Raw genomic sequence first — 15,315 nt, forward strand, 5'->3', positions numbered from 1 at the left:
GGTCAACGTGCCGCAACTGGCTAATATAGGCAGGCAATTTCACTGGTTGTGATAAAAGGAGCTCAACCTGGTTATGGTTTCATCGACATCTTCCCCTTCACGCAGCGGCGTCTGGTACTTTTCGCAGGGCTGGAAACTGGTTTCCCTGCCCGGCATCAGACGCTTTGTGATCCTGCCTCTGCTGATCAACGTTCTGCTGATGGGGGGCGCCTTCTGGTGGCTCTTTACCCGTCTGGACAGCTGGATCCCGGCGCTCATGAGCCATGTGCCCGACTGGCTGCAATGGCTGAGCTATCTGCTGTGGCCAATTGCGATCGTTTCGGTTCTGCTGGTGTTTGGCTACTTTTTCTCGACGCTCGCCAACTGGATCGCCGCCCCCTTTAACGGTCTGCTCGCCGAACAGCTGGAAGCGCGGCTGACGGGCGCCACGCCGCCGGACACCGGCGTGCTGGGGATCATGAAAGATCTGCCGCGCATTATGAAACGCGAATGGCAAAAGCTGGCATGGTATCTGCCCCGCGCCATCGTGCTGCTGCTCCTCTATTTTATTCCCGGCATCGGACAAACCGTAGCGCCGGTACTCTGGTTCCTGTTCAGTGCGTGGATGCTGGCCATCCAGTATTGCGACTATCCCTTTGATAACCATAAGGTGCCCTTCAAAGAGATGCGCACCGCCCTGCGCAGCCGTAAGATGGCCAATATGCAGTTTGGCGCGCTGACCAGCCTGTTCACCATGATTCCGTTCCTTAACCTTTTCATCATGCCGGTAGCGGTGTGCGGCGCGACGGCGATGTGGGTGGATTGTTATCGCGACAAACACGCTTTGTGGAAATAAGTTAAAAAGAGGGGTGGCTTATGCCGCCCCTTATTCCATACTGATCCCCATTATTTCTATGCAGCATATAGATATGCGATTTCCTTACTTCCCCCTACCTATGCAACAGGTATGCTGGGACGGTATCCCAATTTCAAACAGTTAAGGACAGGCCATGAGTAAGATTTTTGAAGATAACTCGCTGACTATCGGTCACACGCCCCTGGTTCGACTGAACCGTATCGGTAATGGACGCATCCTGGCGAAGGTAGAATCTCGTAACCCAAGCTTCAGCGTAAAATGCCGTATCGGTGCCAACATGATTTGGGATGCGGAAAAGCGTGGCGTACTGAAACCGGGCGTTGAGCTGGTTGAACCAACCAGCGGTAACACCGGTATCGCGCTGGCCTACGTTGCCGCCGCGCGCGGTTATAAGCTGACGCTGACCATGCCAGAAACCATGAGTATTGAGCGTCGTAAACTGCTGAAGGCCCTGGGCGCAAATCTGGTCTTAACCGAAGGCGCAAAAGGCATGAAAGGCGCTATTCAGAAAGCAGAAGAAATTGTGGCCAGCGATCCGGCTAAATACCTGCTGCTGCAGCAGTTCAGCAACCCGGCTAACCCGGAAATCCACGAGAAGACCACCGGTCCGGAGATCTGGGAAGATACCGACGGTCAGGTTGATGTCTTTATCTCTGGTGTGGGTACCGGCGGTACGCTGACGGGCGTGAGCCGTTATATTAAAGGTACAAAAGGTAAAAAAGACCTTATTACCGTTGCCGTTGAGCCAACCGACTCTCCAGTCATTGCCCAGGCGCTGGCCGGAGAAGAACTGAAGCCGGGCCCGCATAAGATTCAGGGTATCGGCGCGGGCTTTATTCCGGGCAACCTGGATCTGAAACTGATTGATAAAGTTGTGGCTATCACCAACGATGAAGCCATTTCTACCGCGCGCCGCCTGATGGAAGAAGAGGGTATTCTGGCGGGTATCTCCTCCGGTGCTGCCGTAGCCGCCGCGTTGAAATTACTCGAGGATGAAACCTTTACCAATAAGAACATCGTGGTTATTCTTCCATCGTCGGGTGAGCGTTATTTAAGTACTGCCCTGTTTGCCGATCTCTTCACTGAAAAAGAACTGCAACAGTAGTGCCAGAATGTAAATATCGCGTAAAAAAGCACCCAACTGGGTGCTTTTTTGTGGCCTGCTTCAAACTTTTATCTCTTCCGGCATTGCTCAACCCCGTTGGCTCTGGTATTTAAGCTGACAATTATTTTGAAGCACAAAATTAATCGATCCAGGAATTCGCGCTGCTGAATCGATTTTATGATTTGGTTCAAGTCTTGCTTTCGCGGCATAATGTTTAATGTCGAGCGAGACGTCAGCAGCCTGACATGCCAGTGCCGGAATACGTTTGACACATTTGTGCCTCGTGCCGTTAAGCCGGTGCTAACAATACAGGCTAAAGTCCTGCCGCCAGGCTAGACTTTAGTTCCACAACACTAAACCAATAAGTTGGGGAAATACAATGTTCCAGCAAGAAGTTACCATTACCGCTCCGAACGGTCTGCACACCCGCCCTGCTGCTCAGTTTGTTAAAGAAGCAAAAGGCTTCACTTCTGAGATCACTGTGACTTCCAACGGCAAAAGCGCAAGCGCAAAAAGCCTGTTCAAACTGCAGACTCTGGGTCTGACTCAGGGCACCGTTGTGACCATCTCCGCGGAAGGCGAAGACGAGCAGAAAGCAGTTGAGCATCTGGTTAAACTGATGGCTGAGCTCGAGTAAGTATCCGGGTTCTTTTAAATATCAGTCACAAGTAAGGTAGGGTTATGATTTCAGGCATTTTAGCATCCCCGGGTATCGCTTTCGGCAAAGCACTTCTGTTGAAAGAAGACGAGATCGTCATCGACCGGAAAAAAATTTCTGCTGATAAGGTAAATCAGGAAGTTGAACGTTTTCTGAGTGGCCGTGCAAAAGCATCTGCGCAACTGGAAGCGATCAAAACTAAAGCTGGCGAAACTTTCGGTGAAGAAAAAGAAGCCATCTTCGAAGGGCACATTATGTTGCTCGAAGATGAGGAGCTTGAGCAGGAAATCATAGCCCTGATTAAAGATAAAGGCATGACAGCGGATGCCGCTGCGCATGAAGTTATCGAAGGTCAGGCATCTGCCCTGGAAGAGCTGGACGATGAATACCTGAAAGAACGCGCGGCTGACGTGCGTGATATCGGTAAGCGCCTGCTGCGCAACATCCTTGGCCTTGCCATTATCGATCTGAGCGCGATTCAGGATGAAGTCATCCTGGTTGCTGCCGACCTGACCCCGTCAGAAACCGCACAGCTGAACCTGAACAAGGTGCTGGGTTTCATCACCGACGCGGGTGGCCGTACCTCCCACACCTCTATCATGGCGCGTTCTCTGGAGCTGCCAGCCATCGTGGGTACCGGTAGCGTGACCGCACAGGTGAAAAACGACAATTATCTGATTCTGGATGCCGTAAACAACGTGGTTTACGTCAACCCAACTAACGAAGAGATCGAAAAACTGCGTACCGTTCAGGAGCAGGTTGCGACTGAAAAAGCGGAACTCGCTAAGCTGAAAGATCTGCCTGCTATTACGCTGGATGGTCATCAGGTAGAAGTGTGCGCAAACATCGGTACCGTACGCGACGTCGATGGCGCTGAGCGCAACGGCGCGGAAGGTGTCGGTCTCTATCGTACTGAATTCCTGTTCATGGACCGTGACGCCCTGCCAACCGAAGAAGAGCAGTTCGCTGCCTATAAAGCGGTTGCTGAAGCCTGTGGCTCCCAGGCCGTTATCGTCCGTACCATGGACATCGGCGGCGACAAAGAGCTGCCGTACATGAACTTCCCGAAAGAAGAGAACCCGTTCCTGGGCTGGCGTGCCGTGCGTATCGCAATGGATCGTAAAGAGATCCTGCGCGACCAGGTCCGCGCTATCCTGCGCGCCTCCGCTTTCGGTAAACTGCGCATCATGTTCCCGATGATCATCTCTGTTGAAGAGGTGCGTTCACTGAAGAAAGAGATCGAAATCTTCAAACAGGAACTGCGCGACGAAGGTAAAGCATTCGACGAAGCTATCGAAGTTGGCGTGATGGTAGAAACCCCTGCTGCCGCGACGATTGCCCGTCATTTAGCCAAAGAAGTGGACTTCTTTAGTATTGGTACCAACGATTTAACCCAGTACACCCTGGCAGTTGACCGTGGTAATGATATGATTTCACATCTTTACCAGCCAATGTCCCCGTCCGTACTGAACTTGATCAAGCAAGTTATTGATGCTTCTCATGCAGAAGGTAAGTGGACAGGCATGTGTGGTGAGCTTGCAGGCGATGAACGTGCTACACTTCTGTTGCTGGGTATGGGTCTGGACGAATTCTCTATGAGCGCCATTTCCATCCCGCGTATCAAGAAGATTATCCGTAACACGAACTTCGAAGATGCGAAGGTGTTAGCAGAGCAGGCTCTTGCTCAACCGACAACGGACGAGTTAATGACGCTGGTTAACAAGTTCATTGAAGAAAAAACAATCTGCTAATCCACGAGATGCGGCCCAAATTACTGCTTAGGAGAGAAGTCTAATGGGTTTATTTAGTAAACTATTCGGTGACAAAGGCAATAACGACACCGGAACTATTGAGATTGTTGCTCCGCTGTCTGGTGAGATCGTCAACATCGAAGACGTGCCAGATGTCGTATTTGCTGAGAAAATCGTTGGTGATGGCATTGCTATCAAACCAACCGGTAACAAAATGGTTGCACCGGTTGACGGCACGATTGGTAAGATTTTTGAAACCAACCATGCATTCTCTATCGAATCCGATAGCGGTATTGAGCTGTTCGTTCACTTCGGTATCGACACTGTTGAACTGAAAGGCGAAGGCTTCAAGCGTATCGCTGAAGAAGGCCAGCGCGTTAAAGTTGGCGATCCGGTGATTGAATTCGATCTGCCACTGCTGGAAGAGAAAGCCAAGTCTACCCTGACGCCGGTTGTTATCTCCAACATGGACGAAATCAAAGAGTTGATTAAACTGTCCGGCAGCGTCACCGTGGGTGAAACCCCGGTTATCCGCATCAAAAAGTAATTTTTGCCGCACAGAAAAATGGCGCCTTCGGGCGCCATTTTTGTTTGTCAGAGAGGTAAAACCAGCTCGTCGTACCCTTTTTCCTGAGTATACTGCATGACCTGCGTCACCCTCTCCCCTGCACGGCTTATCGCCGCCGCCACGCTCTCATTCTGCACCAGCGCGCTGACAAGCTCTGAACAGAAGAGATCGCCAGTACCTTTAAGATCGACGTTGACGCGGGGATGGGTACTGATTGTCACCTCGTCATGGGATACCAACACTACATGAATAGCGTCAGCGTCACCAGCCACGGGGGCGCTGGTAATCGCTACCCACTGCAGCGTATCAGAAAGTAGCCCTTTTGCCGCGGCAATGGCGCTGGCGTTATCCCGACACGATTTGCCACTGAGCACTTCCAGCTCGTAGACATTGGGCGTAATCCCCTGCGCCAGCGGCAGCAGATGCTGACGGTAGGCTTCCGGGATTTCGGGTTTAACGTAGGTTCCGCTGTCGGTGTCGCCAATGACCGGGTCCACCAGGATAAAGAGATCCGGATGCTGTGCCTTAATCGTGCGCAGCCAGTTCGCCAGCAGGATAATCTGGCTGGCGCTGCCCATGTAGCCGGTGGTGACCGCTTTCAGCTCCCGCAAAATGTCCCGCTCTTCCAGCGCCTGCAGGTAGCCGCTGAACCACTCGTCGGGGATCACCCCACCGTAAAAGGTGTCGTAGTGGGGGGTATTACTGAACAGCACGGTTGGTATCGCCGTCACGTTGAGGCGATGTTGGCGAATATTAGGCACCGCAATGCTGTTACCCACGCTGCCGTACACCACCTGCGACTGAACCGCCACAATATCGCTCTGCTGCGCCCGGGTTTTATCCCGGAATAAAATCATCTCCATCGCCTTTAGATCCCTGCGCCCTGCGCATAGCTCTCTTCACCAAACACGCCGGTAGAGAGATAGCGATCGCCGCGATCGCAGACGATCGCCACCACCACCGCGCCCGGCACCGCCTGTGCAATGCGCAGGGCGCCCGCTACCGCGCCTCCTGAACTGACGCCGCAGAAAACACCTTCGCGTACGGCCAGTTCACGCATGGTATTTTCCGCCTCGCGCTGGTGAATATCCAGCACCTGGTCCACAAGCTGAGCATTAAAAATGCCCGGCATGTACTCCGCAGGCCAGCGGCGAATACCCGGGATGCTGCTCCCCTCTTCCGGCTGCAGGCCAACAATGGTGACCGCTTTTTCCTGCTCACGCAGAAAACGGGAGACGCCGGTGATGGTGCCCGTGGTTCCCATGCTGGAGACAAAATGGGTGATGCGGCCTTCGGTCTGCTGCCAGATCTCCGGGCCGGTGGTGGTGTAATGGGCATAGGGGTTATCGGGGTTGTTGAATTGATCCAGCAGCTTACCTTCGCCCCGGTTCGCCATCTCAAGAGCCAGATCGCGAGCCCCCTCCATACCCTGCTCTTTACTGACCAGAATTAACTCGGCACCATAGGCCCGCATCGCGGCACGGCGCTCCTGGCTCATGTTGTCCGGCATCAGCAGCTTCATGCGATAGCCTTTGAGGGCGGCGATCATGGCCAGCGCAATGCCGGTGTTCCCGCTGGTCGCCTCGATCAGCACATCGCCGGGCTTGATTTCACCGCGCTTTTCCGCCTGGACAATCATCGACAGCGCGGCACGATCCTTCACCGAACCCGCCGGGTTGTTGCCTTCCAGTTTGATCCAGATTTCGCTGCCGTTATCCGGCCCCATCCGTTGCAGCTTGATCAGAGGGGTGTTGCCGATGGTTTGTTCTAATGTGTTCATGACCGCTGTCCAATAAAAAGCCCGGTGGCGCTGACGCTTACCGGGCCTACACAGAGCATATCGTAGGCCGGGTAAGCGCAGCGCCACCCGGCAAAACTACGTGGCGTTAACCTATCAGGCAGATTCCGCCAGAGCAAGATCTCCCCGCGTCTCGATGCGATCCTTATCATGGTAAATGCGCGCATGTTGCAGGCCGACAAACAGGCGTTCACCGCGGTGCGGCGGCTCCTCGTCGCGCATCACCACCGTCAGCGGTTCGTTGTACCAGCCCAGCGGCTGGACGACCAGTTGGGTGTAATGACCTTTCGGGCTGGCTTCCAGCACCTGGACCGGCAGCGGCGAGTCGAGACTGGTGCGACGGCTGACATCCACTTCCCACGGACGCAGGAAGAGATCGACCGGCCCCTGATAGCCAGGGGTGTAACCCAGCGGCCAGCGGTGGGCCCCGACATGGAACTGGCCGCCGCGGATATTGCCGTGCAGTCGGTTCACTTCACCCATAAACTCCAGCACGAAGCGGGTCGCCGGTTCACGCCAGAGCTGCTCAGGCTCATCAACCTGTTCGATATTCCCCTGGCTCATTACCACCACCCGGTCGGCCACTTCCATCGCCTCTTCCTGATCGTGGGTCACGAAGACGCTGGTGAATTTCAGCTCCTCATGCAGCTGACGCAGCCAGCGGCGAAGCTCTTTACGCACCTGCGCATCCAGCGCGCCAAAGGGTTCGTCCAGCAGCAGGATTTGCGGCTCAACGGCGAGGGCGCGCGCCAGGGCCACACGCTGTTTCTGGCCGCCGGAGAGCTGCGCCGGATAACGATCAGCCAGGTGAGCCAGCTGCACCATCTCCAGCAGTTTGGTGACTTTCGCCTTGATGGTGGCGGCGTCCGGACGTTCACGACGCGGCAGCACCGTCAGGCCAAAGGCGATGTTATCGAACACCGTCATGTGGCGGAACAGGGCGTAATGCTGGAACACAAAGCCCACTTTACGGTCGCGGGCATGCAGGCGGCTCACGTCAGTGCCGTGGAAGCGGATGTGCCCGCTGGTCTGATGCTCAAGACCGGCGATGATACGCAGCAGCGTGGTTTTACCGGAGCCAGACGGCCCCAGCAGCGCCACCATTTGTCCGGAAGGGATATCCAGCGAGATATCATTCAGCACCTGGGTGCGACCAAAAGACTTCTTAATATTGGCAATCTCAATGCTCATGATTTCCCTCCTGATGCTGACGTTTTTCCTGATTCTCTAAACGCCACTGCACCACACTCTTCAAAAACAGGGTCAAAATAGCCATCAGCGTCAGCAACGCTGCGGCGGTAAAGGAGCCGATGGTGTTGTAGTCCTGCTGCAGCAGTTCAATCTGTAACGGCAGCGACAGGGTTTCACCGCGAATGGAGCCGGATACAACAGAAACGGCCCCGAACTCGCCAATTGCACGGGCGTTCGTCAACACTACGCCATAGAGCAGCGCCCAACGGATATTCGGCAGGGTGACGCGGCGGAACATCTGCCAGCCGGATGCGCCCAGCAGCACCGCCGCTTCGTCTTCGTTGCTGCCCTGGCTTAACATCACCGGCACCAGCTCACGTACCACAAACGGACAGGTGACAAATATCGTAACCAGCACCATGCCCGGCCAGGCGAACATGATCTGCAGGTTATGCTCATCCAGCCAGCCGCCCAGCGGGCCGTTGGAGCCGTAGAAGAGCAGATAGACCAGACCGGCCACCACCGGTGAAACCGCAAATGGAATGTCCAGCAGGGTCAGCAGCAGCTGGCGGCCCGGGAAGTTAAAGCGGGTGACCAGCCAGGCCAGCAGAACACCGAACACCAGGTTCACCGGCACGGTGATAAGCGCAATCATTACCGTCAGCCAGATGGCATGCAGCATGTCCGGGTCGGCCAGATTGTGCAGCGCGGGCATAATCCCTTTACTGAACGCCTGGACAAAGATATAGACCATCGGCACGACCAGAATGAAGGCCGATACCAGCACGCCGGTGCCAATCAGCACCCATTTTCCCCAGTTGATACGGGGAGCGTCGTAGCGTTTCAATTGAGTGATTTCCGCCATCAGTGACCTACCACGCGTCGACCAAAGCGACTTTGCAGAGTGTTAATCGAGAACAGCAGCAGCAGCGATGCCGCCAGGATCACCGAGGCAATGGCGCTCGCCGCCGGGTAATCAAACTCCTGCAGGCGAACAAAAATCATCAGCGAGGTCACTTCGGTTTTCCACGCGATGTTACCGGCGATAAAAATCACCGCGCCAAACTCACCGAGGCTGCGGGTGAACGACAGCGCCACGCCCGCCAGCAGGGCCGGAGAAAGCTCAGGCAGTACCACCTTGCGGAAGCTCTGCCAGCGCGTTGCGCCCAGCGTTTCTGCCGCCTCTTCATATTCCGGGCCTAACTCTTCCAGTACCGGCTGCACGGTTCGCACCACAAACGGGATGCTGGTAAAGGCCATCGCCACCGCAATGCCGAGCCAGGTATAGGTCACTTTGATATCAAACTTCGCCAGCCACTCGCCGTAAAAACCGTTGACGGAAAACAGCGAGGCCAGAGTCAGGCCCGCCACCGCGGTGGGCAGCGCGAAGGGTAAATCCATCAGCGCATCCAGCAGCGTGCGGCCCGGAAAACGGTAGCGAGTTAAGATCCACGCCATCAGCAGGCCGAACACGCCGTTAAACAGGGAGGCGACAAACGCCGACAGCAGCGTCACTTTATAGGCCGCCACCACCTGCGGATTGCTGATCACCTCCCAGTACTGGGACCAGCTCATCTCAGAGAGCTGGACCACCAGCGCGCTGAGCGGTAATAACAAAATGAGACAGACGAACAGCAGGCTGGTCCCGAGGCTTAAGGTAAAGCCCGGCAGCACACGTCTGGAGGAAACTGCAAACATTACTTACGCCCCGCCGCCAACAGTTTGTCTAACTCACCGCCGCTGGCGAAATGGGTTTTCATCACCTCAGGCCAGGCACCAAAGTGCTCTTCCACGCGGAACAGCTCGGTCTGCGGGAATTTGTCTTTCAGCTTGTTCATCACGTCCGGGTTATTCACGCGATAGTAGTAATCGGTGATCACCGTCTGCGCCTGCGGGCTGTAGAGATAGTTGAGATAGGCTTTTGCCGCCTTCTCCGTGCCGTTGGCTTCGATATTTTTATCCACCCACGCTACCGGGAACTCCGCCAGAACGTTGGTTTTCGGGATAACCACTTCAAAGCCCTGGGCTTCGTACTGCTTACGGATGTTGTTCACTTCCGATTCAAAGCTGATCAGCACATCGCCCAGACCGCGTTCCGCGAAGGTGGTGGTGGCACCGCGACCGCCGGTATCAAACACTTCAACGTTTTTCAGGAACTGGGTCATGAACTGTTCAGTTTTGGCTTTATCGTTGCCGTCCGCTTTGTCTGCGGCGCCCCAGGCGGCCAGGTAAGTGTAACGGGCGTTGCCGGAGGTTTTCGGGTTCGGGAAGATCAGCTTCACGTCAGAACGCACCAGGTCGTTCCAGTCGTGGATGTTCTTTGGGTTGCCCTTACGTACCAGGAAGCCCATGGTTGAGTAGAACGGCGAGCTGTTGTTCGGCAGACGGCTCTGCCAGTTGGCCGGGATCAGCTTGCCTTTATCGTGCAGGATCTGCACATCAGTGACCTGGTTATAGGTGACCACATCGGCCTTCAGCCCCTGCAGAATGGCCAGCGCCTGTTTCGACGAGCCGGCATGAGACTGCTTAATGGTCAGCTTATCGCCGTTATTCTCTTTCGCCCACTGCTGTTCGAAGGGCGGGTTCAGGGCGGCAAACAGCTCGCGCGAGACATCATAGGAGCTGTTCAGCAGCTCGGTTGCCTGCGCCTGCGCGACCAGCAACACTGAAGCTGCCAGCACCAGAGATCCTTTTTTCAGTACAGTAATGGCCATTGCGCACCCTTAAGATGTGATGTTTTTCTCAGGGTCATGATATTTATAACGCGTACTAAAGGAGTAACGGTTTTATATACCGTTTAGTGATTTGGAAGCAGAAAAGGGAATAAGGGTGCGGGAAAAGTGCCGGGTGGCGCTTACGCTTGCCCGGCCTGTGAAAGGAGTGCCGTTTTATAATGCCAGCAGACGCTCGATGGATGGCGCAAAGTAGTAGCCGCCGGTCACCGGTTTGGTGAAACGCAGCATCGCGTCGCGCTTGCCGTCGGTATCGCCAAACATGCTCAGCAGCTGCTGTTCAATGTTATACAGACGCGCGCAGTAGGCGCAGAAGTAGAGGCCGTGTATGCCGCTGGCGGTACCATACGGCAGGCTCTGGCGGACAATCTTCAGCCCTTTGCCATCCTCTTTCAGATCCACGCGGCTCAGGTGAGAGGTCGCCGGGCGATCGTCGCCGTCGATCTCTTCATTGGCCTCTTTGGTGCGGCCAATCATCATCTCCTGGTCGTGTACGCTCATGCGGTTGAGCTGTTTGAGGTTGTGCTCCCAGCGCTGGACGAAGACGTAACTGCCGCCCGCGTCCACGCCCTCTTTGATCACCGCGACTTCACGACGGATCGCGTCCCCTGCCGGATTTTCGGTGCCGTCAACAAAGCCACTCAGATCGCGCTCTTCCACCCAGCGGAAACCGTGGATCTCTTCTTTTACTTCAACGCAGTCGCCAAAGGCAGCCATCGCAGCCTGGGCGATGGAGAAGTTCACGTCGTGACGCAGAGAGAGAATATGGATCAGCACGTCGTACTGGGTGGCCGGAGCCAGACCTTTACCGTAAGGGACAAAGTCTTTCAACTCTTCGGCCCCTTCTCCGCCGCTCAGCTGACGCCAGACGTTGTGACCAAATGCCACCACTGCGCCGCAGTGGGCATCCGGGAATTTGGCCTGGAAGGTGGCCACGTTATCAATAAAGACTTTGCTGGCCGCACGCAGGGCATCAACATCCCCTTTGACATTGGCTTCGATCCAAATCGCCGCGCGGCAATGTTCTGGCAAAATGCCACTCTGAACCTGAGACATCGCTCCTCCTGAAAAAAAGATGCCACGAAGTCGTGGCATGGTTGGCGGCGATTATACCCGCTTTTTCAGCGAGGCGGCTTGTCCAGGCGCAATTTACTGCTGCCAGATAATTTTGCTGACTTTCCAGTTTTTCAGGGTGTCGTCAGAGGGCATTAACCCTTGCGGGCCATTCCAGGTTCCGCTGAACTGATAGCTGATATGCTGGCTGCCTTCCGCCTTGCACTCTACCGCCACCCCCTCTTCTGCAGGGGCGCTCGCGCAGTTGCCGTAGGCTTTCTGATAGAGGTCGCTGAACGGAGTACCGATCTTCACCCCAGTGTCAGTTTCGATGTCGCTATCCAGCACCTCGATGCGCGTCACCGTCTCTTTATTACCGTTAATCACCAGGGCCAGTTGGTCATCTTTCAGTGCTTCGTAATAGTGCACAATGTTGCCGTACTCGGTTTTCATGCCGCTGCGCAGCCGGTAATCACCGCCTAATGCCGATTCGATGGCGCTCTGTTCCAGCGGCGTGGCGGCGGTGAGGTTGCCCACCCCCTGCTCAGTCACATCGCTGGATGAGCCGAACCAGTTCCAGGGATAAGCCGCAGACCAGTTAACGGCGGAAAGCGTTGAGCAGCCCGTCAGGACAACGGGGAGCGCACATAACAGTAAACGCAGCGATTTCATCGGGAGTTCCTTTCTGGTTATTTGAACGCTTGTTGGAGTACAGCATCGCTAAAAAGTGCCGTTTAATCTTTCTCGGGGGTGAAACAGGCGCGCAGACGGGGATGGGTCAGCAGCCACAGCAGCGCCACAATATCGGCCACCACCAGCGCAATGCCTGGGCCGCTCAGGGCTTCGCCGTTCAGCCACAGCAGCGGCTGCCAGCACAGCAACACACCCTGGGCAAGGATAAGCAGCCCGTGCAGCGCACGCCACAGGCGCGGCCAGAGATGACGCCGCCCGCTCAGTAAAAAGGCAACTACTGCCGGGAGCCCCGGCAGCAGCCCGAGCCAGAAGTTATTGCGATCGGGATAAAACAGGCTCAGCAGCGTGTTGCCCTGATCCCGGGAGGCGCCAGCCAGCACGAACAGCACCCAGGTGCGCGCCTGAAGGAGCAGCACGCACCAGAACAGAAACGGCAGGCGTACCCGGCCATAGCTGTCATAGTCGCCCGGGTGAAAATCAATACTCTTCATCTTCTATCAGGCGCTTGCCCAGCGTCAGCACGTCGGCATGTTCATAGTTAAGACGCTCGTACATACCCAGTACCATGTCGTTATCTTCCCGCACCATGATCTGAATTTTTGGACAGCCGCGGGCGATCAGTTTCTTTTCCAGACGATTGAGCAGCGCGTTGGCGATGCCACGCCCGCGAAACTCCGGGTGCACGCCCAGATAGTACGCCGAGCCGCGATGCCCGTCGTAGCCGCCCATTACGGTGCCTACCACTTCGCCGTTCACCTCCGCCACCAAAAACAGGCTGACGTCATGATTGAGCTTGCGCTCGATGTCCATCTCCGGATCGTTCCACGGTCGCAGGAGCTCGCAGCGCTCCCAGAGAGTGATCACCTCTTCGAAGTCTGCCTGGCGAAAAACACGTATCTCCATGGTATTAACCGCCTTTTTGGGTTCAAAAACAGTGATTATGACGCGAACGCCCGCTTTCGCCAATATCCCGCGAAAAACGCCTGAAAATTTGGCATAATGGCACTTTGTCACGTATTGAAATGAAAAGTAAAACAATTCGCCACATGGACTGTCGTAACGGAAAAGACGATACGATATAACACCAGGACCCCAATTTTTACAATTCAGGCCGCATGAGCACATTCAAACCATTAAAAGCACTCACATCGCGTCGTCAGGTTCTCAAAGCGGGGCTGGCGGCCTTAACGTTAACGGGCATCGCAAAGCAGGCTCAGGCAAAAGACGAGAGCACGCTCAAAACCAGTAACGGACACAGTAAACCCAAAACCAAAAAACCCGGCGCGAAGCGTCTGGTGATGCTCGATCCGGGTCACGGCGGCATTGATACCGGCGCCATTGGCAGAAACGGATCGAAAGAAAAACACGTTGTGCTGGCAATTGCAAAAAATGTCCGGTCGATTTTACGCAACAACGGCATTGACGCCCGCCTGACCCGCACCGGCGACACCTTCATTCCGCTGTACGACCGCGTGGAGATCGCCCACAAGCACGGCGCGGATCTGTTTATGTCGATACATGCCGACGGCTTTACTAACCCGTCGGCGGCGGGGGCATCGGTATTTGCCCTCTCCAACCGCGGCGCCAGTAGCGCCATGGCAAAATACCTCTCCGACCGGGAAAACCGCGCGGATGAAGTGGCCGGAAAGAAAACCACCGACAAAGATCATCTCCTGCAGCAGGTGCTGTTTGACCTTGTTCAGACGGATACCATCAAAAACAGCCTGACGCTCGGCTCGCATATTCTGAAGAAGATTAAGCCGGTACACCGTCTGCACAGTAAAGGCACCGAGCAGGCGGCGTTTGTGGTGTTGAAATCGCCGTCGATTCCATCAGTGCTGGTGGAAACCTCTTTTATTACCAACCCGGAAGAGGAGCGTCTGCTCGGCACGACGGCGTTTCGCCAGAAGATCGCCAACGCGATTGCCTCCGGCATTATCAGTTACTTTAACTGGTTCGATAACCAGAAAGCGCACTCCAGGAAACGTTGATGAAACCCAATGCACAGCTGGTTAAAACCTTTCTGCTGCAACTGCAGGATGACATTTGCCAGAAACTGAGCGCCGTCGATGGCGGTGAATTCCAGCAGGACGAGTGGCAGCGCGAGGCCGGTGGCGGCGGACGCAGCCGCGTACTGCGCAACGGCGGCGTCTTCGAGCAGGCCGGGGTTAACTTCTCCCACGTCCACGGCGACGCGATGCCCGCCTCGGCCACCGCGCACCGCCCGGAGCTGGCAGGCCGCAGCTTTGAGGCAATGGGCGTCTCGCTGGTGGTGCACCCACATAACCCCTTTGTACCGACCAGCCACGCTAATGTGCGCTTTTTTATCGCCGAAAAACCGGGTGCTGAGCCGGTGTGGTGGTTCGGTGGCGGCTTCGACTTAACGCCTTATTACGGCTTTGAAGAGGACGCGGTGCACTGGCATCAGACCGCCCGCGATCTGTGTCAGCCTTTTGGCGACGAGGTCTATCCGAAATACAAGAAGTGGTGCGACGACTATTTTTACCTGAAGCATCGCGACGAGCAGCGCGGCATTGGCGGGCTGTTCTTTGACGATCTCAACACCCCCGATTTTGATACCGCGTTCCGCTTTATGCAGGCTGTGGGCAAGGGCTATACCGATGCGTACCTGCCGATTGTCGAGCGGCGGAAAAACCACAATTACGGGGTGCGCGAGCGCGAGTTCCAGCTCTATCGCCGCGGGCGCTACGTGGAGTTTAACCTGGTCTGGGACCGCGGGACGCTGTTCGGTCTGCAAACCGGCGGGCGCACGGAGTCGATTCTGATGTCGATGCCGCCGCTGGTGCGCTGGGAGTACAGCTATGAGCCAAAAGAAGGCAGCCCGGAGGCTGCCCTGAAGGATTTTATTAAGGTTCGCGACTGGGTTTAACCCCAGGCAGCGCTGCGCTT

At 55.6% G+C, this 15,315-nt stretch carries 17 protein-coding genes; 7 read left to right on the top strand and 10 right to left on the bottom strand.

The window, feature by feature from the left end; all coding sequences use genetic code 11:
* Nucleotides 1–73 precede the first annotated feature (73 nt).
* The 5 genes from cysZ to crr all read left to right on the top strand — a co-directional run bounded on the left by cysZ (nucleotide 74) and on the right by crr (nucleotide 4,917).
* Nucleotides 74–835, top strand: coding sequence for a sulfate transporter CysZ (cysZ, locus tag C2U54_RS21685; RefSeq protein WP_103180640.1), 762 nt, complete (start codon nucleotides 74–76; stop codon nucleotides 833–835).
* A 154-nt stretch (nucleotides 836–989) separates the two neighbouring features.
* Nucleotides 990–1,961: a cysteine synthase A gene (gene cysK, locus C2U54_RS21690; protein ID WP_039029656.1), complete on the top strand. Its 972-nt coding sequence runs from the start codon at nucleotides 990–992 to the stop codon at nucleotides 1,959–1,961.
* 379 nt (nucleotides 1,962–2,340) lie between these two features.
* Entirely contained in the window at nucleotides 2,341–2,598 is a 258-nt protein-coding gene (ptsH, locus tag C2U54_RS21700; protein WP_000487600.1) for a phosphocarrier protein Hpr, read from the top strand.
* Between the two features lie 44 nt (nucleotides 2,599–2,642).
* Nucleotides 2,643–4,370 (top strand): phosphoenolpyruvate-protein phosphotransferase PtsI, encoded by a 1,728-nt coding sequence (gene ptsI, locus C2U54_RS21705; RefSeq protein ID WP_103180642.1) that lies wholly within the window; start codon nucleotides 2,643–2,645, stop codon nucleotides 4,368–4,370.
* 43 nt (nucleotides 4,371–4,413) lie between these two features.
* Complete coding sequence (crr, locus tag C2U54_RS21710; RefSeq protein WP_039029658.1) at nucleotides 4,414–4,917, top strand: PTS glucose transporter subunit IIA; 504 nt, start codon at nucleotides 4,414–4,416, stop codon at nucleotides 4,915–4,917.
* Between the two features lie 47 nt (nucleotides 4,918–4,964).
* Here crr and pdxK read toward each other — a convergent pair whose 3' ends face one another.
* The 10 genes from pdxK to C2U54_RS21760 all read right to left on the bottom strand — a co-directional run bounded on the left by pdxK (nucleotide 4,965) and on the right by C2U54_RS21760 (nucleotide 13,308).
* Nucleotides 4,965–5,801, bottom strand: a complete 837-nt coding sequence (pdxK, locus tag C2U54_RS21715; protein WP_103180643.1) for a pyridoxine/pyridoxal/pyridoxamine kinase — start codon at nucleotides 5,799–5,801, stop codon at nucleotides 4,965–4,967.
* Nucleotides 5,802–5,806: 5 nt separating this feature from the next.
* Nucleotides 5,807–6,718 (bottom strand): cysteine synthase CysM, encoded by a 912-nt coding sequence (cysM, locus tag C2U54_RS21720; protein ID WP_103180645.1) that lies wholly within the window; start codon nucleotides 6,716–6,718, stop codon nucleotides 5,807–5,809.
* A gap of 114 nt (nucleotides 6,719–6,832) precedes the next feature.
* Nucleotides 6,833–7,927, bottom strand: coding sequence for a sulfate/thiosulfate ABC transporter ATP-binding protein CysA (cysA, locus tag C2U54_RS21725; protein WP_103180647.1), 1,095 nt, complete (start codon nucleotides 7,925–7,927; stop codon nucleotides 6,833–6,835).
* Entirely contained in the window at nucleotides 7,917–8,792 is an 876-nt protein-coding gene (gene cysW, locus C2U54_RS21730; protein WP_103180649.1) for a sulfate/thiosulfate ABC transporter permease CysW, read from the bottom strand. Before cysW ends, cysA begins: the two co-directional genes overlap by 11 nt.
* Nucleotides 8,792–9,625: a sulfate/thiosulfate ABC transporter permease CysT gene (cysT, locus tag C2U54_RS21735; protein WP_103180651.1), complete on the bottom strand. Its 834-nt coding sequence runs from the start codon at nucleotides 9,623–9,625 to the stop codon at nucleotides 8,792–8,794. Before cysT ends, cysW begins: the two co-directional genes overlap by 1 nt.
* Nucleotides 9,625–10,641: a sulfate ABC transporter substrate-binding protein gene (locus C2U54_RS21740; RefSeq protein WP_103180653.1), complete on the bottom strand. Its 1,017-nt coding sequence runs from the start codon at nucleotides 10,639–10,641 to the stop codon at nucleotides 9,625–9,627. Before C2U54_RS21740 ends, cysT begins: the two co-directional genes overlap by 1 nt.
* Nucleotides 10,642–10,815: 174 nt before the next feature.
* Nucleotides 10,816–11,715 (bottom strand): Dyp-type peroxidase, encoded by a 900-nt coding sequence (locus C2U54_RS21745; protein WP_103180655.1) that lies wholly within the window; start codon nucleotides 11,713–11,715, stop codon nucleotides 10,816–10,818.
* 93 nt (nucleotides 11,716–11,808) lie between these two features.
* Nucleotides 11,809–12,384 (bottom strand): RpoE-regulated lipoprotein, encoded by a 576-nt coding sequence (locus tag C2U54_RS21750; protein WP_103180657.1) that lies wholly within the window; start codon nucleotides 12,382–12,384, stop codon nucleotides 11,809–11,811.
* A gap of 62 nt (nucleotides 12,385–12,446) precedes the next feature.
* Complete coding sequence (locus C2U54_RS21755) at nucleotides 12,447–12,896, bottom strand: DUF2919 domain-containing protein (protein WP_103180659.1); 450 nt, start codon at nucleotides 12,894–12,896, stop codon at nucleotides 12,447–12,449.
* Nucleotides 12,883–13,308 carry a GNAT family acetyltransferase gene (locus C2U54_RS21760; protein ID WP_032613000.1) on the bottom strand — a complete coding sequence of 142 codons (426 nt, stop codon included), beginning with the start codon at nucleotides 13,306–13,308 and terminating at the stop codon, nucleotides 12,883–12,885. Before C2U54_RS21760 ends, C2U54_RS21755 begins: the two co-directional genes overlap by 14 nt.
* 212 nt (nucleotides 13,309–13,520) lie before the next feature.
* Between C2U54_RS21760 and amiA the strand changes: the two genes are divergently transcribed.
* Both amiA and hemF read left to right on the top strand, forming a co-directional pair.
* Nucleotides 13,521–14,396 carry an N-acetylmuramoyl-L-alanine amidase AmiA gene (gene amiA, locus C2U54_RS21765; protein ID WP_103180661.1) on the top strand — a complete coding sequence of 292 codons (876 nt, stop codon included), beginning with the start codon at nucleotides 13,521–13,523 and terminating at the stop codon, nucleotides 14,394–14,396.
* Nucleotides 14,396–15,295, top strand: coding sequence for an oxygen-dependent coproporphyrinogen oxidase (hemF, locus tag C2U54_RS21770; RefSeq protein ID WP_103180663.1), 900 nt, complete (start codon nucleotides 14,396–14,398; stop codon nucleotides 15,293–15,295). Before amiA ends, hemF begins: the two co-directional genes overlap by 1 nt.
* Nucleotides 15,296–15,315 lie beyond the last annotated feature (20 nt).

The organism is Leclercia sp. LSNIH1 (assembly GCF_002902985.1).
GTDB lineage: Bacteria > Pseudomonadota > Gammaproteobacteria > Enterobacterales > Enterobacteriaceae > Enterobacter.